The sequence below is a fragment of the Streptomyces sp. NPDC036764 genome (assembly GCF_055609385.1).
In genome coordinates this window covers 439,812-461,191 of sequence record NZ_JBVJPT010000001.1, presented here as the reverse complement: position 1 = coordinate 461,191, position 21,380 = coordinate 439,812, and the positions used below count along the sequence as shown (strand labels likewise).

22 protein-coding genes are annotated in these 21,380 nt (G+C 71.3%); 18 read left to right on the top strand and 4 right to left on the bottom strand.

The genetic code is table 11. From position 1 onward, the window contains the following. Positions 1–78: 78 nt before the first annotated feature. Positions 79–738: a ThuA domain-containing protein gene (locus ACZ69Q_RS01990; RefSeq protein ID WP_471034669.1), complete on the bottom strand. Its 660-nt coding sequence runs from the start codon at positions 736–738 to the stop codon at positions 79–81. 149 nt (positions 739–887) lie between these two features. On the opposite strand from ACZ69Q_RS01990, the gene ACZ69Q_RS01985 reads away from it, so the two are divergent. From ACZ69Q_RS01985 to ACZ69Q_RS01975, 3 genes are all read left to right on the top strand, one after another. Beyond that, entirely contained in the window at positions 888–1,910 is a 1,023-nt protein-coding gene (locus ACZ69Q_RS01985; protein ID WP_471034667.1) for a DUF5954 family protein, read from the top strand. Between the two features lie 62 nt (positions 1,911–1,972). Further along, positions 1,973–2,605, top strand: a complete 633-nt coding sequence (locus ACZ69Q_RS01980) for a VOC family protein (RefSeq protein ID WP_471034665.1) — start codon at positions 1,973–1,975, stop codon at positions 2,603–2,605. A gap of 73 nt (positions 2,606–2,678) precedes the next feature. Beyond that, positions 2,679–3,077, top strand: a complete 399-nt coding sequence (locus tag ACZ69Q_RS01975) for a VOC family protein (protein ID WP_471034663.1) — start codon at positions 2,679–2,681, stop codon at positions 3,075–3,077. Between the two features lie 112 nt (positions 3,078–3,189). Here the strand turns inward: ACZ69Q_RS01975 and ACZ69Q_RS01970 are convergent, their stop codons facing one another. Together ACZ69Q_RS01970 and ACZ69Q_RS01965 are read right to left on the bottom strand one after the other, a co-directional pair. After that, complete coding sequence (locus ACZ69Q_RS01970; RefSeq protein ID WP_471034660.1) at positions 3,190–3,891, bottom strand: helix-turn-helix domain-containing protein; 702 nt, start codon at positions 3,889–3,891, stop codon at positions 3,190–3,192. A gap of 167 nt (positions 3,892–4,058) precedes the next feature. Then, entirely contained in the window at positions 4,059–5,000 is a 942-nt protein-coding gene (locus ACZ69Q_RS01965; RefSeq protein ID WP_471034657.1) for an AraC family transcriptional regulator, read from the bottom strand. A gap of 80 nt (positions 5,001–5,080) precedes the next feature. On the opposite strand from ACZ69Q_RS01965, the gene ACZ69Q_RS01960 reads away from it, so the two are divergent. Then, a complete protein-coding gene (locus ACZ69Q_RS01960) occupies positions 5,081–5,932 on the top strand; it encodes an NmrA family NAD(P)-binding protein (RefSeq protein ID WP_471034653.1) in 852 nt (283 codons plus the stop codon). 29 nt (positions 5,933–5,961) lie between these two features. On the opposite strand, the gene ACZ69Q_RS01955 is transcribed toward ACZ69Q_RS01960, so the two are convergent. Then, positions 5,962–7,113 (bottom strand): YihY/virulence factor BrkB family protein, encoded by a 1,152-nt coding sequence (locus ACZ69Q_RS01955; protein WP_471034650.1) that lies wholly within the window; start codon positions 7,111–7,113, stop codon positions 5,962–5,964. Positions 7,114–7,246: 133 nt separating this feature from the next. Between ACZ69Q_RS01955 and ACZ69Q_RS01950 the strand changes: the two genes are divergently transcribed. The 14 genes from ACZ69Q_RS01950 (at position 7,247) to ACZ69Q_RS01885 (ending at position 21,379) form a co-directional block, all read left to right on the top strand. Further along, positions 7,247–8,881 (top strand): acyl-CoA dehydrogenase family protein, encoded by a 1,635-nt coding sequence (locus ACZ69Q_RS01950; RefSeq protein ID WP_471034646.1) that lies wholly within the window; start codon positions 7,247–7,249, stop codon positions 8,879–8,881. Between the two features lie 405 nt (positions 8,882–9,286). Beyond that, positions 9,287–10,537 (top strand): GAF domain-containing protein, encoded by a 1,251-nt coding sequence (locus ACZ69Q_RS01945; protein ID WP_471034644.1) that lies wholly within the window; start codon positions 9,287–9,289, stop codon positions 10,535–10,537. A gap of 145 nt (positions 10,538–10,682) precedes the next feature. Further along, positions 10,683–11,972: a hypothetical protein gene (locus ACZ69Q_RS01940; protein ID WP_471034643.1), complete on the top strand. Its 1,290-nt coding sequence runs from the start codon at positions 10,683–10,685 to the stop codon at positions 11,970–11,972. A 69-nt stretch (positions 11,973–12,041) separates the two neighbouring features. Next, positions 12,042–12,614 carry a GNAT family N-acetyltransferase gene (locus tag ACZ69Q_RS01935; protein ID WP_471034641.1) on the top strand — a complete coding sequence of 191 codons (573 nt, stop codon included), beginning with the start codon at positions 12,042–12,044 and terminating at the stop codon, positions 12,612–12,614. Between the two features lie 126 nt (positions 12,615–12,740). Next, positions 12,741–12,824 (top strand): putative leader peptide, encoded by an 84-nt coding sequence (locus ACZ69Q_RS01930; protein ID WP_310591794.1) that lies wholly within the window; start codon positions 12,741–12,743, stop codon positions 12,822–12,824. A gap of 128 nt (positions 12,825–12,952) precedes the next feature. Next, positions 12,953–14,650, top strand: a complete 1,698-nt coding sequence (locus tag ACZ69Q_RS01925; protein ID WP_471034640.1) for a nitrite/sulfite reductase — start codon at positions 12,953–12,955, stop codon at positions 14,648–14,650. Further along, positions 14,647–14,826, top strand: a complete 180-nt coding sequence (locus ACZ69Q_RS01920) for a hypothetical protein (protein ID WP_471034638.1) — start codon at positions 14,647–14,649, stop codon at positions 14,824–14,826. Before ACZ69Q_RS01925 ends, ACZ69Q_RS01920 begins: the two co-directional genes overlap by 4 nt. Further along, a complete protein-coding gene (locus ACZ69Q_RS01915) occupies positions 14,823–15,533 on the top strand; it encodes a phosphoadenylyl-sulfate reductase (protein ID WP_471034637.1) in 711 nt (236 codons plus the stop codon). Before ACZ69Q_RS01920 ends, ACZ69Q_RS01915 begins: the two co-directional genes overlap by 4 nt. A gap of 36 nt (positions 15,534–15,569) precedes the next feature. Further along, positions 15,570–16,106, top strand: a complete 537-nt coding sequence (cysC, locus tag ACZ69Q_RS01910) for an adenylyl-sulfate kinase (protein ID WP_471039994.1) — start codon at positions 15,570–15,572, stop codon at positions 16,104–16,106. Next, positions 16,103–17,041, top strand: coding sequence for a sulfate adenylyltransferase subunit CysD (cysD, locus tag ACZ69Q_RS01905; RefSeq protein WP_471034634.1), 939 nt, complete (start codon positions 16,103–16,105; stop codon positions 17,039–17,041). The genes cysC and cysD overlap by 4 nt, the downstream gene beginning before the upstream one ends. A gap of 2 nt (positions 17,042–17,043) precedes the next feature. Then, positions 17,044–18,378, top strand: coding sequence for a sulfate adenylyltransferase subunit 1 (locus ACZ69Q_RS01900; protein WP_471034631.1), 1,335 nt, complete (start codon positions 17,044–17,046; stop codon positions 18,376–18,378). 187 nt (positions 18,379–18,565) lie between these two features. After that, positions 18,566–19,669 (top strand): aliphatic sulfonate ABC transporter substrate-binding protein, encoded by a 1,104-nt coding sequence (locus ACZ69Q_RS01895; protein ID WP_471034630.1) that lies wholly within the window; start codon positions 18,566–18,568, stop codon positions 19,667–19,669. 41 nt (positions 19,670–19,710) lie between these two features. Further along, positions 19,711–20,499 (top strand): ABC transporter ATP-binding protein, encoded by a 789-nt coding sequence (locus ACZ69Q_RS01890; protein ID WP_471034627.1) that lies wholly within the window; start codon positions 19,711–19,713, stop codon positions 20,497–20,499. Then, entirely contained in the window at positions 20,486–21,379 is an 894-nt protein-coding gene (locus tag ACZ69Q_RS01885) for an ABC transporter permease (RefSeq protein ID WP_471034625.1), read from the top strand. Before ACZ69Q_RS01890 ends, ACZ69Q_RS01885 begins: the two co-directional genes overlap by 14 nt. The last annotated feature ends 1 nt before the right edge of the window (position 21,380 follow it).

The window sequence follows — 21,380 nt, the reverse complement described above, 5'->3', positions numbered from 1 at the left end:
CCGGATCCCCCGGCCCTGAGAGCCCGCGCCCTCGGACGGACACTGGGCGGCAGTGGCCCTCCGTCGCGTCCGGCCAGGTCAGCTCGGCCGGCGGCCGGGGCTCGCCGCCCAGTCGATGCCGCCGAGGAGGTGGGCGCGGAAGTCGGGGTCCTCGTAGGCCTCGCAGGCGTGTCCGAGCGCCGTGTAGAAGACGCGGCCCGCCCCCTGCTCACGGCACCACACCAGCGGATGGTCCTCGCCCATGCCGCCGCCGTCGTAGGACGTCTCGTCGGCGCGGGCCAGCACCCGTACCGCGCCACGGGGGTTGGAGCGGAAGTCGTACCACTCGTCGACGAAGTCCCATACGGCCGGCAGGTGGCGGGTGGCCGGGTGCTCGCGGTCCTCGACGATCGCCTTGCCGGGCTGGTGGTCGGGGTGCCGGTCGAACCGGGCGCCGAGCAGTTCGCCGTAGTACGGCCAGTCGTACTCGGTGCAGGCCGCCGCGTGCACCCCAACGAAGCCGCCGCCCGCCTCGACGTACGCGGCGAGGCGGGCGCGCCCGGCCGGGGTGAGGACCTCGCCGCTGGTGGAGAGGAAGACGACGGCCGCGTACGCGTCGAGGGGCTCTTCGAAGGCTCGCGGATCCTCCGTGTGGACCACCTCGAAGTCGCCGAGCGTGCGGAGTGCCTCGACGCCGGCCGGGATGGAGGCGTGCCGGTAGGCGGTGGTGCGGGTGTAGACAAGGAGCCGCACAGGCATGCGAGCGAGCCTAGGCGAGCCGGGGTTCCCGCCCCACCGGCGGCGATGATCGGAAAGTTTCGGACCGGCGTCCGCGGAGCCGTCCAACCGCCGGGGCTGTTGGGTCTGTTCACCCCTGGGCGTGACGGCACCCTCGCGACAATGTGTGCATGACCCATGACTGGCAGCAACAGATCCACGCGCTGCACGAGGAGTTGGTGCGCCGCGACGACCCCGCCGCCCGGGTGCGGGAGGCCGACGCGGTGGACGCCTCGGTGCGCTATCCGGGGTTCGCCCTGCGTGGGCCGGTGTTCGGGGTCGCCGTGCAGGATCCGGCGGTGGGGCCGCGGTGGCAACTGCTGAAGCCGGTCGTGAACGGGATGCCGCAGATGTGCCGGGACTCGCTGAACACGTATCTGTGGTTCCGCGCGAAGGACGGCACCGACGATCCGGCCGTGCGCGGTGAACTCCTCGCCGCCGTCGAGGTGTTGAACCGGGAGCCGGTGAACGAGGTCGAGGTGTGCGGGGTGCGGTACCGGATCGTGCGCGGGGACGAGTTCACTCGCTGCGACGACCAGGGGCTGGAGCCGCCCCGGCCCACCGACCCGGAGCCCGCCGAACGGACCTGGAACTTCCGGGACGACCACACCCCTTCCCCCGATCCGGACCTCGTCCTCGACACGGACCGCCCGGACGGCGGCCCGATGGCCGGAGCCCTGCGGGCGTGGCTGCGGGGCTTCGCGTACCGGGGCGTGCGCTTCCCGGCCGATATGCGCGGCGATTCGGAGCGGGCGGTGCGCTCGCATCCGGACGTCGTGCTGCTGCCCACGTGCTTCGGCGTGGTCGAGCGGGAGCACACCAATTGGGAGCCGGCCCTCGCGCTCCAGGCCACCCCGCATGACGCCCGGCGCGTGCTGCACGACGCGATGACCGAGATGTGGCCCATGGTGTTCCGGTTCGACGACGCCAAGAAGGCTCTCTACGCCCAGGCGGCCGAGGAGTTCCGGGCGCTGGAGCGCGCCGACGAGGCCCGGGTGGCGGGCCGGGTGTTCCGGATCTGCCGTGTCGAGCGGGTGCTCCGCATGGGTCCCGACGGTCCGGAGACGGCGCGCCCTTCGGACGTGGACGAGTACGGCCCCATGAAGATCCATCCGACGCTGCTGCCCGACGGCACGGTCGTTTTCGACGACTGACCGCCCCGTCCTTGCGCACAGGTGTTCCATGACGGAGGCCGCTCTGCGTAGCCTCGGCAACGATGAACGCCATTCCCGCGCTTCTCGATCACCTCGTCCTCGCGACCCCCGACCTGGCCGCCACGGTCGCCGACTTCACCCGGCGCACCGGTGTGGCCCCCGCCCCCGGTGGCGTGCATGTCGGGCTCGGCACGCGTAACTACCTGGTGTCCCTGGGCGGCACCAGATACCTGGAGATCATCGGCCCGGACCCCGAGCAGGCCGCGCCCGGCGAGCCCCGCCCCTTCGACGTCGACGGGGTCACCGTCCCGCGCACGGTCACCTGGGCGATCAGCCCGCCCGACCTGGACGCGGCCATCGAGGCGGCCCGCGCCCGGGGCTACGACCCCGGCCCGGCGCAGTCGATGAGCCGCCGCAAGCCCGACGGCACACTGCTCCGATGGCGCCTCACGGACGGCGACGACGCCCACCCCTCCGGGCTCGTCCCGTTCCTGATCGACTGGAGCGCCACGGTCCATCCCACCGCCTCCGGCCTGCCCGCCACCCCCCTGTTGTCGCTGACCGCGAGCGCCCCCGATCCGGACGAGATCCGGCCCCTGCTGGCGGCCCTCGGCACGGACCTCGACCTCACGAGGGGCCCGGTGGGGATCTCCTTCACGGTGGACACGCCGCTGGGGGCGGTGGCCTTCGGATGAGCCGATCCGGCGAGCAGCAGGGGTGTCCGATTCCTTCAAGACCGGCCGGCCTCCCCCTGCCTACGGTGGCCGCATGACTCCACGATTCGATGCCATCGGCCTCGTCGTCACCGACATGGCCGCCTCCGTCGCCTTCTACCGTCGCCTCGGCTTCGCGTTCCCCGACAGCGCCGAGAGCGAGCCGCACTCCGAGGCCGAACTGCCGGGCGGGCTGCGTCTGTTGCTCGACACCGAGGAGACCGTGCGGTCCTTCCACCCGGGGTGGCGACCGCCCAGCGGCGGCAGCCGTCACGCGCTGGCGATGCGGTGCGAGGACCCGTCCGAGGTCGACTCGGTGTACGAGGAGCTGGTGGGCGCCGGCTGTCACGGCGAGCTCAAGCCCTGGGACGCCTTCTGGGGCCAGCGGTACGCCTCCGTACAGGACCCGGACGGCAACGGCGTCGACCTGTTCGCTCCGCTGGACGGGCGGTGAGAGGCCGTCGTTCGTCTGCGGCGCCGTAGTGGCTGGTCGCCCCCCACTCTCGGCTTCGCTCGAGCGGGGGCCCCATCGCGGCGGAGCCGCGTATCGATACAGCGCCGCGCCCCTACGGGGCGCTGCCGGCTCGCCGGCCGAGTAGCTCGCCGAGCGGCAGGCCCGCCAACTCCCGGACGTCCCGGGCCAGATGAGCCTGATCGGCATACCCGGCCCGAATGGCCGTGTCCGCGAAGGCCGTACCGGACCGGGCCAGCGCGAGTGCGCGTTGCAGCCGCAGGATCCGGGCCAGCGTCTTGGGGCCGTACCCGAAGGCACTCAGACAGCGTCGGTGCAACTGCCGTGCGCCGAGGCCGAGTTCATCGGCGGTCGCGGCGACGGGGTGTCCCGAGTCGAGGGCGGTGACGACATGTCGTAGCACCGGATCGGGCTCGTCCACGGCGGCGGCCCGCTCCAATGCCACGTCTTCGAGTCCGGTCACCGGGTCGGCGGCGGCCTCGACACGGCCGCGCAGCCGCCGTACCTCCACGGCCGGCCACAGGTCCCCGAGCTCGACCCGCCGGTCACGCACTTCGTGCGCGGGCACACCCAACAGCCCCGGCCCGGTCCCCGGAAAGAACCGGACACCCGCCCAACTGCTCGACTCCCCCTCGGTGACGTACGCGTGTGTGTCGGGCCCGGCGACCAGCAGCCGCCCGTCGTTCCAGAGCAGATCCATGCAGCCGTCGGGCAGAACACGACCCGGACCGGACCCGTCGGTGCTGTTCGTCCAGACCACGGCACCAGGCAGACGGGACGCGCGTTCCGCGTACATACACATCAGGCTACGCCGCAGCGTCCCGGGGGCGCGGGGCCGTATCGACATGCGGCTCCGCCGCGATGGGGGTCCCCCCGCTCGAGCGAAGCCGAGAGTGGGGGAGCGACCAGCCACGACCCACCCGCAGACCGCAACGAGGCGCACACCCCACGGCGAATCCCGGCCTACCCCACCACCACCCGTCCCCGATGCTCCTGCGGACTCACCCCGTACACCCTCTTGAACGCGCTGGACAGCGCGAACGCGCTCCCGTACCCCACCCTCCGCGCGATGGCGTCCAGGGTGTCGTCGGTGTCGCGCAGCGCGTCCGCCGCGAGCGCCATCCGCCACCCCGTGAGGTACGTCATCACCGGCTCCCCCACCAGCTCGGTGAACCGGCGGGCCAGCGCCGCCCGCGACACGCCCGCCTTGGCGGCCAGCGAGGCCACCGTCCAGGGCAGGGCCGGGTCGTCCTGGACGAGCCGCAGGACCCGGCCGACCACGGGGTCGGCGAGCGCCGCGTACCAGGCCGGCGCCTCCGCCTGCGGTCGGGAGAACCAGGCCCTGAGCGCGGCGATGACCAGCAGGTCGAGCAGACGGTCCAGGACCACCTCCTGACCGGGTTCGTCGCGGACGATCTCGTCCATGAGGTATGGGGTGAGCGGGCATTTCCACACGTCGGCGGTGAGGGACAGCAGCGGCGGCAGCGCCTTCAGCAGCCGGCCGCTGATCTCGCCCTCCCACAGATACGTGCCGATCAGCATCACGGCCGAGCCGTCGAGCCGGTCGCCCCAGGTGCGCACGCCGAGGTCCATGGAGCCGTTGAGGGAGCGCCCGTCGGGGTAGCTGCACTCGGCGCCCGGCAGGATCAGGGCCTGCGGCGCGGTGCCGGGGTCGTCGGCGCAGGTGTAGGGGTCCGGGCCGCGGGCGATGGCGAGGTCGCCCGCACGTAGCCGGATCCGCTCGCCCCGGTCCGGGAGCACCCAGGCCTCACCGCGGACCATGACCATGACGGTGAGCGGGGCCCGGTCCTCGATGCGGATGGACCACGGCGGTTCGAAACACGCTCGGATCATGAAGGCGCCACGGGCACGTGGACCCTCCAGCAGACCTGCAAGGGCGTCCATGTCGTCAGCGTAGACGCCCGCGCATGGGAATGAGCCGTTCAGCGATGGGCTGTTGGGCCGCGCGACCGTTGACTGGAGGCATGACGGAGAACGCAGCCGAGAAGGCGAACACGCAGCGGATGACGGTGGTGGTGACCGGCGCCTCGGGTCGTACCGGGAGCCGGGTGGCGCAGGCGGCCCGCGAGGCGGGGCTCACGGTTCGGGCGGCGTCGCGGGCCCGGGGCTTCGACTGGGAGGACCCGACGACCTGGGCTCAGACCCTGCGGGACGCGGACGCGGCGTATCTGATGTACCCGTCCGACGTCGGCTCCCCGGCGGCGGCCGAGGGCGTCGGCGCGCTCGCGCGGGAGGCGGTGGGGCTCGGCGTGCGCCGGCTCGTGCTGCTGTCGGCACGCGGCGAGGACCAGGCGCTGCCGACCGAGGAGGCGCTGAAGTCGTCCGGCGCGGACTGGACGATCGTACGGGCCACGTGGTTCGCGCAGAACTTCAGCGAGGGGCCCCTGGTGGAGGGGATGGTCCACGGGGAGCTGGTCTTCCCGGCGGGCGAGGTGCAGGAGCCGTTCGTGGACGTGCGGGACATCGCGGACGTGGTGACGGCGGTGCTGACGTCCGGCGACCGGTATGTGGGGCGGACGCTGGAGCTGACCGGGCCGCGGCTGCTGTCCTGGCGGGAGGCGGTCGCGGAGATCTCCGCGGCGAACGGCGCCACGATCACGTACACACCGGTTCCGACGCGCTCGTACGGCGAGGCCCTGGCGGGCTTCGGAGTGCCGCCGGAGGAGGTCGAGCTGCTGGTGGAGGTCTTCGAAACCCTCATGGACGGCCGCAACGCCCATCTGACGAACGACGTCCGGGAGGTCCTCGGCCGTGCGCCGCGCGACTTCACCGACTTCGCGAGGGAGGCCGCGGCGGCGGGGGCGTGGAAGGTCTGAGCGGTGTGGCACCGCCGCCGTGCGAGCCGCTAGGAATCCTCCGGCTTGTGCGGCGGATGGTGCGTGCTCTTCACATGCGTCCGCAGCCTCGACGTGAGGTCCTCCGGGGGCAGGAAGCGGGACCAGCGCTCGGGGAACTCCGACGGCATGTCCGGGTCATCCGGGTCGTCGGAGTCGGAGTCGCGGCCCGCGGCGGCGCGGGCCACGTACTCGGCGACCTGGGCCTCGCGCATCCGCTCGTTCGCGGCGCGGGCCGCGGCAGTCGCGGCGGCCGGCCAGACCCGGTCGATCGCGGCGTTGACCGCGGCCCCGACGAGTACCGCGAACGCGGACACACCGATCCACAGCAGTACGGCGACGGCGGCGGCGAGGGAGCCGTAGATCGTCGCGCCCTCGATGGTGTTCTGGAGGTAGATGCGCAGCAGGAAGCTGCCCAGCACCCACATCCCCAGGGCGACGAGCGCGCCGGGCACGTCCTCGATCCAGGGCGAGCGCACCGGCACGGACACGTGGTACAGCGTGGTCAGGAACGCGACCGACAGGACGATCACGACCGGCCAGTACAGGACCTGCACCAGGGTCTCCGACCAGGGCACGATCCGCACGACCGCGTCCGGCCCCGCCACCATCAGCGGCAGCGCCACCGAGCCGATCAGCAGCGCCGCGAGAAACAGCAGGAACGCCACCAGCCGGGTCTTGACGATGCCCCGGACGCCGTCGAGGCCGTACATGACGGTGATGGTGTCTATGAAGACGTTCACCGCGCGGGAGCCCGACCACAGGGCGAACAGGAAGCCGACGGAGATCACGTCGGGCCGGCCGCCGTTCATCACGTCGTCCAGGATCGGCTGCGCGATCTGCCGCACGCCCTTGTCGGACAGGACGGTGCGGGAGGCCTCCAGAAGGTTGGTCTCCAGGCTGTTGATGGTGTCGGTGCCGGTCCAGTCGTCGACGTAACCGAGGAGGCCGATGAGGCTGAGGAGGAGCGGGGGCACGGACAGCAGCGTGAAGAACGCGGCTTCGGCGGCGAGTCCGAGGATGCGGTACTCGATGCAGGAATTGACGGTGTCCTTGAGCAGCAGCCAGGCCGTCCTGCGCTTGGAGACGTTCCGGTAAAGGGCACGCGCCCGGTGGAGACGACCGGAGGAGCGCTGGGGAGACGATTCACTTGCTGACTGCACGAGCTAAAGGTATCCGCCGTGCGGCGCCGCACTCATCGCGGCGCCGGTCGGGCGCGCTCGCCGCGTGCCGCTCCCCGTGCCGCCACCGTGTCAGGGTGGACACATCGCCCCACGGAGGGAGAGGTTCACAGCCATGGCAGGCAGCACACACACGGTGACCAACCAGCCACCGCCCCTGGTCGGCCACGATGTCTACGGCACCGACCGGGCCCTGTCCGAGGCCGTCGAACGTCATGTCGCACCCGAGCTGCTGGACGAGATCCGCGGGGAGCTGACCGCCTTCGGGCGGACCTGCGGCTCGGCGCAGGTGCAGGAGTGGGGGGTACTGGCGAACGAGAACCCGCCGCGGCTGAGGACGCACGACCGCTACGGCCACCGGATCGACGAGGTCGACTTCCACCCCTCATGGCACCGTCTGCTCGGCAAGGGCGTCTCCTCGGGGCTGACCGCGGCCTGGGTACGGCCGGCCGGGCATGTGCGGCGGGCGGCGGCCTTCCTGATGTGGACGCAGGTCGAGGCGGGCAACGGCTGCCCGCTGTCCATGACCCACGCGGCGGTCCCCGCCCTGCGCACCGACCCCGGATCGGCCGCCGAGTGGGAGCCGCTGCTGACGTCGATGGTCTACGAACGTGAGCTGCGCCCGGCGGGCCGGAAGGCCGGGGCCCTGTTCGGGATGGCCATGACGGAGAAGCAGGGCGGCAGCGACGTACGCGCCAACACGACGACGGCCACGGCGCTGGCCGAGCCGGGCACATACACGCTGACCGGGCACAAGTGGTTCTGCTCGGCGCCCATGTCGGACGGGTTCCTGGTGCTGGCCCGGGCCCCGGAGGGGCTGACCTGTTTTCTCGTGCCGCGGGTGCTGGCGGACGGCAGCCGCAACGTGTTCCTGATCCAGCGGCTGAAGGACAAGCTGGGCAACCGGTCGAACGCGTCGAGCGAGGTCGAGTTCGACGGGACGTGGGCGCGCCGGATCGGTGAGGAGGGGCGCGGGGTGCGCACCATCATCGAGATGGTGGCGGCGACCCGGCTCGACTGTGTGCTCGGCTCGGCGGGGCTGATGCGGCAGGCCGTCGCGCAGGCGGTCCATCACTGCGACCACCGCGAGGCGTTCGGCGGCAGGCTCGTCGACAAGCCGCTCATGCGCAACGTCCTGGCGGACCTGGCCGTCGAGTCCGAGGCGGCGACCACGCTCGCACTGCGGCTCGCGGCGGCCTACGACACCGGCGGCGAGCAGGAGCGGGCGCTGCTGCGGATCGCGGTGCCGGCCGCCAAGTACTGGGTGACCAAGCGGTGTACGCCGGTGACGGTCGAGGCCGCCGAGTGCCTGGGCGGCAACGGGTACGTCGAGGAATCCGGGATGCCCCGGCTGGTGCGCGAGTCGCCGCTGAACTCGATCTGGGAGGGCGCCGGCAACGTCCAGGCGCTGGACGTGCTGCGGGCCTTGCAGCGGGAGCCCGCGGCGCTCGAAGCGTATCTGCGGGAGGTCGGGCAGGCACGCGGTGCCGATCACCGGCTGGACGCGGCGATCAAGGGCCTGTTGACGGAACTGGCCGACCTGGAGGGCATCGAGGCACGCGCCCGGCGCGTGACCGAGCGCCTCGCACTGGTCCTCCAGGGCTCCCTCCTGGTCCGATTCGCGCCACCGGAGCTCGCCGACGCCTTCTGCGCGTCCCGCTTGGGCAGCGACGGAGGCGCGGCGTTCGGCACCCTGCCGTCGACTCTGAACCTGACCTACATGGTGGACCGATCAAGGCCGCAGGCCTGATCGGTCCAGGGGCGCGGGGCTGTATCGATATGCGGCTCCGCCGCGATGGGGGTCCGGTCCCCCCGCTCGAGTGAAGCCGAGAGTGGGGGAGCGACCAGCCACAACGCACCCGCAGCCGCCGACGAACACCAAGCGGCACCCTCTGAAGCGCAACGCGGCCGAACCGCCGGAGGGAAGGGGTGGTGCTGCGCCGACACGGCACCACCCCCGCCATGGCCCGTTCGAGGCCGCGAACGCCGCTCGGGACGGCGTCGCTCAAGTCTCAATCAGGCCAGGGCGGTCCACCAGGGTTGCAAGGGGTTGCAACTTGTTGGCGACTGTGTGCGGACTGTGTCCCTCCGCGCGCGGCGGGGCGGCACTATGAGACACACGGTCAGGATGAGAACGCTTCTCCCGGGAGGACCCTTGGACGCGGCACGGGCGGCGCGGGTACTGAGCGAGGTCCGCTCCGCCACCCTCGCCGGACAACGCGCGCCTGTCGCACCGCGTCCGGTGATCGAGCAGTCCTGGGAGCGGATGCTGCGCGGCGGGGTCGATCCGGACCACGACTTCCGGTCCGGGCTGCTGCCCCGCGAGGAGGTGCAGCGGCGACGGGAGTCCACCGCGCTCAGACATGTGCTGCCGGTGCTGCGCGAGGGGCTGCTTTCGGTCGCCGACGTCGCGCACCACATCATGGTGGTCGCCGACGGCGAGGGCCGGGTGCTGTGGCGGGAGGGCAACTCCTCCGTGCTGCGCAAGGCCGACGGCCTCGGCTTCCAACTCGGTGCCGACTGGCGGGAGGACGTCGTCGGCACGAACGGCATCGGCACCCCGGTCGTGGTGCGCCGGCCCGTCCAGGTCTTCGCCTCCGAGCACTTCCACCGCTCACAGACCTCCTGGACCTGCACGGGCGCCCCCATCACCGATCCGCGCGACGGCCGGCTGCTCGGCGTGGTCGACGTCAGCGGCCCGCTGGAGACGATGCATCCGGCGACGCTCGCCTGGGTCGACTCGGTGGCCAAGCTCGCCGAGGCGCGGCTGCGGGAGTTGCATCTGACGTCGCTGGAGCAGTTGCGCGCGGTGGCGGCGCCGGTGCTGGCGCGGCTGACCGGGCGGGCCCTGGTGGTGGACCGGGACGGCTGGACGGCAGCGGTGACCGGGATGCCGTACACGGGGCGGATCGCGTTGCCCAAGACGCTGTCGCCGGGCCGGCGATGGCTGATGCCGCTCGGGCTGTGCGCGGTGGAGCCGCTGGCGGACGGCTGGCTGCTGCGGCCCGCCGACGAGCCGGTGCCGGCCGGGGCCACGCAGATCGCCCTGGATCTGTCGCAGCCGCGCCGCTGGTCGATGACGGTGTCCGCCGGCGCGGGCACCTGGAGCCACGAACTGAGTCCCCGGCACGCCGAATTGCTGTATCTGCTGGCCCTGCACCAGGACGGCCGCAGCGCGGCGGGGCTGGCCGAGGACATGTTCGGCGACCCGGGCCGCACGGTGACGGTGCGGGCGGAGCTGTCGCGAGTACGGCGCTATCTCGGGGGCCTGCTGGAGCACCGGCCGTACCGCTTCCGCGAGGACGCGGAGGTCGAGGTGCTGCTGCCGCAGGATCCGCGCGAGCTGCTGCCGCACTCGACGGCGCCCGCGGTGGTGCGGGGGCGGTTCTCGGCCGAGATGCCCTGAGTCCGCAGTCTTCTTCCGCATATTTGCAGGGTCTTAGTCCGCAAGCGTGCTCAACTGCCGTAGCATCCCTGTACGGGCCACCCCACCTGCTCCTTTGGTCAACGCACAAACCAATGGCCGCAGTTGGCTCGCCTCGGGAGGTTTGATGAAGCACCGCGGCAGACACCGTCGACGCAAGCAGGGGCGTGCGCTGCGCGCGTTCCTCGCCGGAACCGCCCTGGCACTGACCGCCGCCGCCACGATGATCAGCGCCTCGCAGGCCACGGTCGGCGACAACCCCGGGGCGCTGACGCCTCTCACCAGGGCCGCCGAGACCGGCGCGCTGCGACTTCAGGAGCAGTTGGTCCCGCGGGCCACGCTCGACGAACTCTCCGCCGGGATGGGCAAGCCGGTCGGGGTGAGCGCCGTCCTGGAGACCGCTGACCGGAGCCTGCGCGAGGCGAGCGGCTGCACGGCGACCGAGCGCACCGCGTTGCCGGTCGCGCCCGCCGCCACGCGCGCGTACTGCTGGGACGCCGCCGACACCCGGGCCTGGCGGGCGGGTGCCGTCACCACCTCGGGTGACGCCGACGACGACGGCTGGTGGAACGACAACCGGGTGATCCTCTCCGGCTGGAACGAGGGCACCGCCGACCGGGGCCTCGCCCGGGTCTCCTTCGTCGACGCGAACGACCTGGCCCACCTCAGGTACGCGTCCGCACTCCTCGTCGTCCCGGTGAACGGCGGACGCGACTACCGCGCCCTGACCTCCCGTCTCTCCGGCATGGTCTGGTACCAGGACAAGCTGCTGGTCACCGCCGCCGACGGGCTGTACGTGTACGACATGAACCGCGTCCAGCGCACCACGGTCGACAGTGCCGCGGTGGGCCGCGTGGCGGCGGGCTGGTCGGCCCACGGCCACCGCTTCGTCCTGCCGGCCGTCGGCTCGTACCGGCTGACCGGCGCGCACGCCGCCCCGCACCTCGGCGGCATCTCCCTCGACCGCAGCACGGCGCCCGACAGTCTGGTCGCCGGCGAGCGGACGTCCGCCGACAGCGACCGGCCGGCCCGGCTGTGGCGCTACGACTTCAGCACGGACCCGGCCCGCCCCGGCCTGCTGGCCACCGGCGCCACCGGCTCCGCGCAGGCGGTCGAGGCGTACGAGACGGACGCGTCCGGCATCGAGGGCGTCCTGTCGCACCGGGCGAGCGGGGCGGAGGACTCGGCCTGGTACATCGGTCGCGCTCCGGGCAGCACGGACCGGCACGGCAGCCTGTGGCGTCAGGACACCGAGGGCGCCGAGGCGACCCGCTGCGGCGAGGAGAACGCCCCCAGGTGCTGGGGCACGCGGGTCGGCCCCCTGTCTTACTGGGAAGCGACCGGCGAGGTCTGGTCCCAGGCGGGCCGGATGCTGTTCGCAATGCCGCTGACGTCGATCGACCGGGCGCTCGACTGAGGCGCGCCCGGCCACGATGGCCCCGCAGTCGATCGACAAATCACCCACCCGGATGATTCCCTGGCCACCATGCCCAGCCTCCCCGTGACCACCTGGTCCCTGGAACAGACCTCCCCCGACGACCTCCTCCCGGCCGAAGCCCCGCAGGGCGACGTGCGGGTCGTCCGCTCTGAGGTGCCCTCGCCCGAGTTCAGCCGGTTCCTTTACGCCTCGGTCGGCGGCGACATCCTGTGGACCGACCGGCTCGGCTGGTCCTACGCGCGGTGGCAGGAGCACCTGGAGCGGGACGGCGTCGAGACCTGGGTGGCCTACGACCGGGGCACGCCCGCCGGGTATGTGGAGCTGGGCCCGCAGGACGAGGGGGTCGTGGAGATCGAGTACTTCGGCCTGATCCCGGCCTTCCGCGGCCGCCGCATCGGCGGGCACCTGCTGGCGATCGGCACCGCGCGGGCCTGGGACCTGGCGGAGCGCTGGCCGGGACTGGCGCCGACGAAGCGGGTATGGCTGCACACATGCAGCAAGGACGGCGAGCACGCCATGGCCAACTATCAGCGCCGCGGCTTCAAGCTCTTCGACACCAAGGTCGAGGAGGAGGCCGAGGCGGCCACGCCCGGACCGTGGCCTGGGGCCTACCCAGCCTGACCTGGGAAGAAACAGCCCAATACGGCCATGTGACCGACGACACTCTTGTCTCACTCTACGGGACAAGGGTGTCCACATGACGGACGAAGCTGGACTGTGTCCAGATCGCCGTGACACGCTTCCGTCATGTCCGGAACTGGAATTGCCTTGGTGAGTCGGCGGCACGTCGACCTCGGCCGCATGTCCAGCGCCATCTGTCCGGCGCGCTGACAGCTTCGCAGCGCCCGACATCTCCCTCTTTCAGCTTCATTCCCGCGCAATGCCGCGCACCTATACCCATGCGCCCGTATGCGCAGGTCAGAGCCGCTTTCCCGCCTGTCCCGAAGGACGTATCAACCATGGCCGCCACCCCGCAGAAGCCTGCCGCCGCGACTCCCCGCCGCAAGGTGAGCCGTCACCGCGGTGAGGGCCAGTGGGCCGCGGGACACTTCACCCCGCTCAACGGCAACGAACAGTTCAAGAAGGACGACGACGGTCTCAATGTGCGGACACGCATTGAGACGATCTACTCCAAGCGCGGCTTCGACTCCATCGACCCGAACGATCTTCGCGGCCGGATGCGCTGGTGGGGGCTCTACACCCAGCGCAAGCCCGGGATCGACGGCGGCAAGACCGCGATCCTGGAGCCGGAGGAGCTGGACGACAAGTACTTCATGCTGCGGGTGCGCATCGACGGCGGCCGGCTCACCACCCAGCAGTTGCGGGTGATCGGCGAGATCTCGCAGGAGTTCGCGCGCGGCACCGCCGACATCACCGACCGGCAGAACGTCCAGTACCACTGGATCCGGATCGAGGACGTGCCGGAGATCTGGAACCGCCTGGAGGCGGTCGGCCTGTCCACCACCGAGGCCTGCGGCGACACCCCGCGTGTCGTCATCGGCTCGCCGGTCGCGGGCATCGCCGAGGACGAGATCATCGACGGCAGCTCCGCCATCGACGAGATCCACCGCCGGTACATCGGCACCAAGGAGTTCTCCAACCTGCCGCGCAAGTTCAAGACGGCGATCTCCGGCTCGCCGCTGCTCGACGTGGCCCACGAGATCAACGACATCGCGTTCGTCGGCGTGCACCACCCCGAGCACGGCCCCGGCTTCGACCTGTGGGTCGGCGGCGGTCTGTCCACCAACCCGAAGATCGGTGTCCGGCTCGGCGCCTGGGTGCCGCTGGAGGAGGTCCCGGACGTCTGGGCGGGCGTGATCGGCATCTTCCGCGACTACGGCTACCGGCGGCTGCGCACCCGCGCCCGCCTGAAGTTCCTGGTCGCCGACTGGGGCGCGGAGAAGTTCCGACAGGTCCTCCAGGACGAGTACCTGGGGCGCGAGCTGATCGACGGCCCCGCCCCCGCCCAGCCGCTCCAGCGCTGGCGCGACCACGTCGGTGTGCACCGGCAGAAGGACGGCCGCTTCTACGTCGGGTTCGCCCCGCGTGTCGGCCGGGTGGACGGCACGACCCTGACGAAGATCGCCGAGCTCGCCGAGGCACACGGCTCGGGCCGGGTCCGGACCACCGTCGAGCAGAAGATGATCATCCTCGATGTCGAGGAGGCGCAGGTCGACTCGCTCGTCGAGTCCCTTCAGGCGCTGGACCTCACCGCCCGGCCGTCCTCGTTCCGGCGCGGCACCATGGCCTGCACCGGCATCGAGTACTGCAAGCTCGCCATCGTCGAGACCAAGGCGCGCGGCTCCCAGTTGATCGACGAGCTGGAGCGCCGGATCCCGGACTTCGACGAGCCGCTCACCATCAACATCAACGGCTGCCCGAACGCCTGCGCCCGTATCCAGGTGGCGGACATCGGTCTCAAGGGCCAGTTGGTCGTCAACGACCGGGGCGAGCAGGTCGAGGGCTACCAGGTGCACCTGGGCGGCGCGCTCGGTCTGGAGGCCGGGTTCGGGCGCAAGGTGCGTGGCCTGAAGGTCACCTCCGAGGAGCTGCCGGACTACGTCGAGCGTGTCCTGAAGCGGTTCCAGGAGGAGCGCGAGGACGGCGAGCGGTTCGCCACGTGGGCCGCGCGCGCCTCCGAGGAGGCCCTGTCGTGAGCGAGCGGGCCGCCCCCTTCTACTGCCCCTACTGCGGCGACGAGGACCTCCGTCCGAGCGAGCAGGGCCACGGCGCGTGGGAATGCGCGTCGTGCAACCGCGCATTCTCGCTGAAGTTCCTCGGGTTGCTCACCCGGGGCCTTCAGCCCAATGACGCAGGGGGGGACGAGATATGACCGCGGTTCAGCAAGAGCGCACGACCGACGATCTGAAGGCGCTCGCCGAGCAGGCGGGCCGTGACCTGGAGGACGCCTCCGCGCTGGAGATCCTCCAGTGGGCGGTCGACACCTTCGGGGGGCGTTTCTGCGTGACCTCGTCGATGGAGGACGCGGTGGTGGCCCACCTCGCCTCCCGCGCCATGCCCGGCGTGGACGTCGTGTTCCTCGACACCGGCTACCACTTCGAGGAGACCATCGGCACCCGCGACGCGGTGGAGGCCGTGATGGACGTCAACGTCATCACCCTCACCCCGCGCCAGACGGTCGCCGAGCAGGACGCCGAGTACGGCCCCAAGCTGCACGACCGCGACCCCGACCTGTGCTGCAAGCTGCGCAAGGTCGAGCCGCTGGAGCGCGGGCTCAAGGGGTACGTGGCCTGGGCGACCGGACTGCGCCGCGACGAGTCCCCGACCCGGGCCAACACCCCGGTCGTCGGCTGGGACGACAAACGCCAGAAGGTGAAGATCTCCCCGATCGCCCGCTGGACGCAGGACGACGTGGACGCCTACGTCGCCGAACACGGCGTGCTGACCAACCCGTTGCTGATGGACGGCTACGCCTCCGTCGGCTGCGCCCCCTGCACCCGCCGGGTGCTGGAGGGCGAGGACGCGCGCGCCGGCCGCTGGGCGGGCCGCGGCAAGACCGAGTGCGGGCTGCACGGCTGACCCATGACCGACTCCCTTGCGAATTTGGAGAACCACGTGACGAGCGGAGCCACCGTCTGGCTCACGGGTCTGCCCAGCGCCGGCAAGACCACCATCGCCTACGAACTGGCCGGCCGGCTCCGCGAGGAGGGCCACCGCGTCGAGGTGCTCGACGGCGACGAGATCCGCGAGTTCATCTCGGCGGGCCTCGGCTTCAGCCGCGAGGACCGGCACACCAACGTGCAGCGCATCGGCTTCCTCGCCGAACTGCTCGCCCGCAACGGCGTCAAGGCGCTCGTCCCAGTGATCGCGCCCTACTCCGACAGCCGTGAGGCGGTGCGCAAGCGCCACCAGGAGGGCGGGGCGGCGTACCTGGAGGTGCACGTGGCCACTCCGGTCGAGGTGTGCTCCGTACGCGATGTGAAGGGTCTGTACGCCAAGCAGGCCGCGGGTGAGCTGACGGGCCTCACCGGGGTCGACGACCCGTACGAGGCACCCGAGTCACCCGATCTGCGCATCGAGTCCCAGAACCAGACCGTGCAGGAGTCCGCGGCGTCGGTGTACGCCCTGCTCAGCGAAAGGGGACTGGCATGACGACGACCGTCGCCAAGGTGGAGGAGGGTACGGGCTCCCCGTACGCCCTCTCGCACCTGGACGCGCTGGAGTCCGAGGCGGTGCACATCTTCCGCGAGGTGGCGGGCGAGTTCGAGCGGCCGGTGATCCTGTTCTCCGGCGGCAAGGACTCCATCGTCATGCTGCACCTGGCACTGAAGGCGTTCGCCCCCGCGGCGATCCCCTTCTCGCTGCTGCACGTGGACACCGGGCACAACTTCCCCGAGGTCCTCGAATACCGGGACCGTACGGTCGCCAAGCACGGTCTGCGGCTGCATGTCGCCTCCGTGCAGGACTACATCGACCGCGGTGTGCTGCGCGAACGTCCCGACGGCACCCGTAACCCGCTGCAGACCCTGCCGCTGACCGAGAAGATCCAGAGCGAGAAGTTCGACGCGGTCTTCGGCGGCGGACGCCGGGACGAGGAGAAGGCACGCGCCAAGGAGCGGGTGTTCAGCCTCCGGGACGAGTTCTCCCAGTGGGACCCGCGCCGGCAGCGGCCCGAACTGTGGAACCTGTACAACGGCCGGCACGCCCCGGGCGAGCACGTCCGTGTGTTCCCGCTGTCCAACTGGACCGAGCTGGACGTGTGGCAGTACATCACCCGGGAGGGCATCGAGCTGCCGGAGATCTACTTCGCGCACGAGCGCGAGGTGTTCAAGCGCGGCGGCATGTGGCTGACCGCCGGCGAGTGGGGCGGCGCGAAGGACGGCGAGACCGTGGAGAAGCGGCTCGTGCGCTACCGGACCGTGGGCGACATGTCCTGCACCGGTGCCGTCGATTCGGACGCCGTGACGCTGGAGCAGGTCATCACCGAGATCGCCGCGTCCCGCCTCACCGAGCGCGGCGCCACCCGGGCCGACGACAAGCTCTCCGAGGCCGCGATGGAAGACCGTAAGCGCGAGGGGTACTTCTAAGCATGAGCACGACCACGACCGAGGAGCTCTCGGCCACCACCCTGCTGCGGTTCGCCACCGCCGGCTCCGTCGACGACGGCAAGTCCACCCTCGTGGGCCGGCTGCTGCACGACTCCAAGTCGGTCCTCGTCGACCAGCTCGAGGCAGTGGAGCGCGTCTCGGCCTCGCGCGGGCAGGACGCCCCCGACCTGGCTCTCCTCACCGACGGTCTGCGGGCCGAGCGGGAGCAGGGCATCACGATCGACGTGGCGTACCGTTACTTCGCCACGCCCCGGCGCCGGTTCATCCTGGCCGACACCCCGGGCCATGTGCAGTACACCCGCAACATGGTCACCGGCGCGTCGACGGCCGAGCTGACGGTCGTCCTGGTCGACGCCCGCAACGGCGTCGTCGAGCAGACCCGCCGGCACGCCGCGATCGCCGCGCTGCTGCGCGTGCCGCACGTCGTGCTCGCCGTGAACAAGATGGACCTGGTCGACTACCAGGAGTCCGTGTTCGCCGCGATCGCCGAGGAGTTCACGGCGTACGCCCTCGAACTGGGCGTCCCGGAGATCACCGCCATCCCGATCTCGGCGCTGGCCGGCGACAACGTGGTGGACCCGTCCGCGAACATGGACTGGTACGGCGGGCCGACGTTCCTGGAGCACCTGGAGACGGTCCCGGTCACCCACGACCTGAGCCACTGCCACGCCCGGCTGCCCGTGCAGTACGTGATCCGGCCGCAGACCGCCGAGCACCCGGACTACCGGGGCTACGCCGGCCAGATCGCCGCGGGTTCGTTCCGCGTCGGCGAGTCGGTGACGGTGCTGCCGTCGGGCCGTACGTCGAGGATCTCCGGCATCGACGTGCTGGGCGAGCCGGTCGACGTCGCGTGGACCACGCAGTCGGTGACCGTCCTGCTGGAGGACGACATCGACATCTCGCGCGGCGACCTGCTCGTGCCGACCAAGGACGCGCCCGCGACCACGCAGGACATCGAGGCGACCGTGTGCCATGTCGCCGACGCGCCGCTGACCGTCGGCCACCGTGTGCTGCTCAAGCACGGCACCCGCACGGTCAAGGCGATCGTCAAGGACATCCCGTCCCGGCTGACGCTCGACGACCTGTCCCTGCACCCGCACCCGGGGCAGCTCGTCGCCAACGACATCGGCCGGGTGAAGGTCCGCACCGCCGAGCCGCTGCCGGTCGACTCCTACGCCGACTCGCGCCGCACCGGTTCGTTCATCCTGATCGACCCCAGCGACGGCACCACGCTCACCGCGGGCATGGTCGGCGAGTCGTTCGCATCGCCGGAGCCGGTCAAGGACGAGGCCGAGGACGACGGGTGGGACTTCTGACATGAAGGCCCTCGACCACTTCTCCACGTTCGCGAAGGAGGGCGGCCGCATCGGCAGCGGCGCCCTCGGCAGCGGCGAGGGCGGAGTGGCGCGATGTGTGCGCTGACCCGCCCTTCGTCCATCTGCCGATCCCCCGGCCGCGCCTGAGCAGGGCGTGAGTGCCGGGCCACCGAGAGGAACCCCTCCCGTGCCTGCCACCCCCGCCCCGCGACGGATGCTCGCCGTCCTGGCCGCGCTGCCGCTGCTCGCCCTCGCGGCGTGCGGCTACGGCTCGCAGGCCAAGGAGAACACCGAGCAGGCCATCGCCGGGGCGGCCAAGGTCGACGGCCTGGACTCGGTGAAGATCGGCTACTTCGGGAACCTCACCCACGCCACCGCACTCGTCGGCAGGCACGAGGGGCTGTTCCAGAAGGAGCTGGGCGGCACGCTGGCGCAGTACTCCACGTTCAACGCCGGTCCGTCGGAGATCGAGGCGCTGAACTCCGGCTCCGTCGACATCGGCTGGATCGGCCCTTCCCCCGCGGTCAACGGCTACAGCAAGGCGGGCGGCAAGAACCTGCGGATCATCTCCGGTTCGGCCTCCGGCGGCGTGAAGCTCGTCGTGAACCCGGAGAAGATCAAGTCCCTCAAGGACGTCAAGGGCAAGAAGATCGCCACGCCTCAGCTCGGCAACACCCAGGACGTGGCGTTCCTCAACTGGGTCTCCGAGCAGGGCTGGAAGGTCGACGCCGAGAGCGGCAAGGGCGACGTCTCCGTCGTCCGTACCGACAACAAGATCACGCCGGACGCCTACAAGTCCGGTTCGATCGACGGCGCGTGGGTGCCCGAGCCGACCGCGTCCAAGCTGGTCGCCGAGGGCGGCAAGGTGCTCCTCGACGAGGCCGACCTGTGGCCGGACAAGAAGTTCGTGATCACGAACATGATCGTGTCGCAGAGCTTCCTCAAGGAGCACCCGGACGTCGTCGAGGCCGTCCTGCGCGCCTCGGTGAAGACCAACAAGTGGATCGGCGCCCATCCGGACAAGGCGAAGGCCGCGGCGAACGCCCAGCTCAAGGCCGACACGGGCAAACCGCTCCCTGCCGATGTGCTCGACCCGGCGTGGCGGTCCATCCAGGTCACGGACGACCCGCTGGCAGACACGCTGAACACCCAGGCCGAGCACGCGGTCAGGGCGGGGCTGCTCCAGCGGCCGGACCTGACCGGCATCTACGACCTGGCGCCGCTGAACAAGGTCCTCAAGGGCGAGGGCGAGCCCGAGGCCGACGACGCCGGACTCGGCGCGAAGTCGTGAGCAAGGCACTGATCCCGATGAGTTCCCAGGAGGTGACGACCATGGCAACAGCCCTCGCCAAGGCCGCCGACACGGATGTGTCCGTGGAGCACGCCGCGCGCATCGACCGCGTCTCGAAGTCCTTCGCCGGCCCCGCCGGGCAGCAGCTCGTCCTGGACGACATCAACCTCGATGTGGCGCCCGGCGAGTTCGTCACCCTCCTCGGAGCGTCCGGCTGCGGCAAGTCGACCCTGCTGAACCTGGTGGCCGGCCTTGACAGGCCCAGCGCGGGCAGCATCACCACCGACGGCCGGCCGGCTCTGATGTTCCAGGAGCACGCCCTGTTCCCGTGGCTGACCGCGGGCAAGAACATCGAACTCGCCCTGAAGCTCCGGGGCGTCGCCAAGGCCGAGCGGCGCGAGCGCGCCGAGGAACTCCTCGAACTGGTCCGCCTCAAGGGCGCGTACGGCAAGCGGGTGCACGAGCTCTCCGGCGGTATGCGCCAGCGGGTCGCCATGGCGCGGGCCCTCGCCCAGGACAGCAAACTGCTGCTGATGGACGAGCCGTTCGCCGCGCTCGACGCGATCACCCGTGACGTGCTGCACGACGAGCTGACCCGTATCTGGCGCGAGACGCGGGTGTCGGTCCTGTTCGTCACGCACAACGTGCGCGAGGCGGTCCGGCTGGCCGAGCGCGTCGTCCTGCTGTCGTCCCGCCCGGGCCGGGTGGCGCGGGAGTGGACGGTCGACATCCCGCAGCCGCGCCGCATCGAGGACGCCGAGGTGGCGGAACTGTCCCGGGAGATCACCGAAGAACTGCGTGGGGAGATCCGCCGTCATGGCCAGCACTGAGACGACCGCCGCCAAGGACGGGGCCGATCTCGCCGGGCTCGAAGCGGGCCTGGACGCCCTGGAGACGGTCCAGACGGGCCGTACACCGTTCCGGAAGACCCTTACCCAGAAGATCCTGCCGCCGGTCGTCGCCGTCGCGCTGGTGCTGGCGGTGTGGCAGTTCCTGGTGTCGTCCGGGATCGCCGGCGACCCGACCAAGCTGCCCGCGCCGTCCGAGGTGTGGGGCGAGCTGCGCGAGTCGTGGCTGGAGGGCACTCTCCACGAGTACATCTGGACGTCCGTCTCGCGGGGTCTGCTGGGCTTCCTGCTGGCGCTCGCGATCGGTACGCCGCTGGGTCTGGTGGTCGCGCGCGTGAGGTTCGTGCGCGCGGCGATCGGGCCGATCCTGTCCGGCCTCCAGTCGCTGCCGTCGGTGGCCTGGGTGCCGCCGGCCGTGATCTGGCTGGGCCTGAACGACCGGATGATGTTCGCGGTGATCCTGCTCGGCGCGGTGCCCTCGATCGCCAACGGCCTGGTCTCCGGCGTCGACCAGGTGCCGCCGCTGTTCCTGCGGGCCGGCCGCACGCTGGGCGCGACGGGCCTGAAGGGCACCTGGCACATCGTGATGCCGGCGGCGCTGCCCGGCTATCTCGCGGGCCTGAAGCAGGGCTGGGCCTTCTCCTGGCGCTCGCTGATGGCGGCGGAGATCATCGCGTCTTCCCCGGACCTCGGCGTCGGCCTCGGCCAGTTGCTGGAGAACGGCCGCAACACCAGTTCCATGTCGATGGTGTTCTTCGCCATCCTGCTCATCCTGATCGTCGGCATCGCCATCGACCTGCTGATCTTCAGCCCGCTGGAGCGGTGGGTGCTGCGCAGCCGCGGTCTGCTGGCAAGGAGCTGAA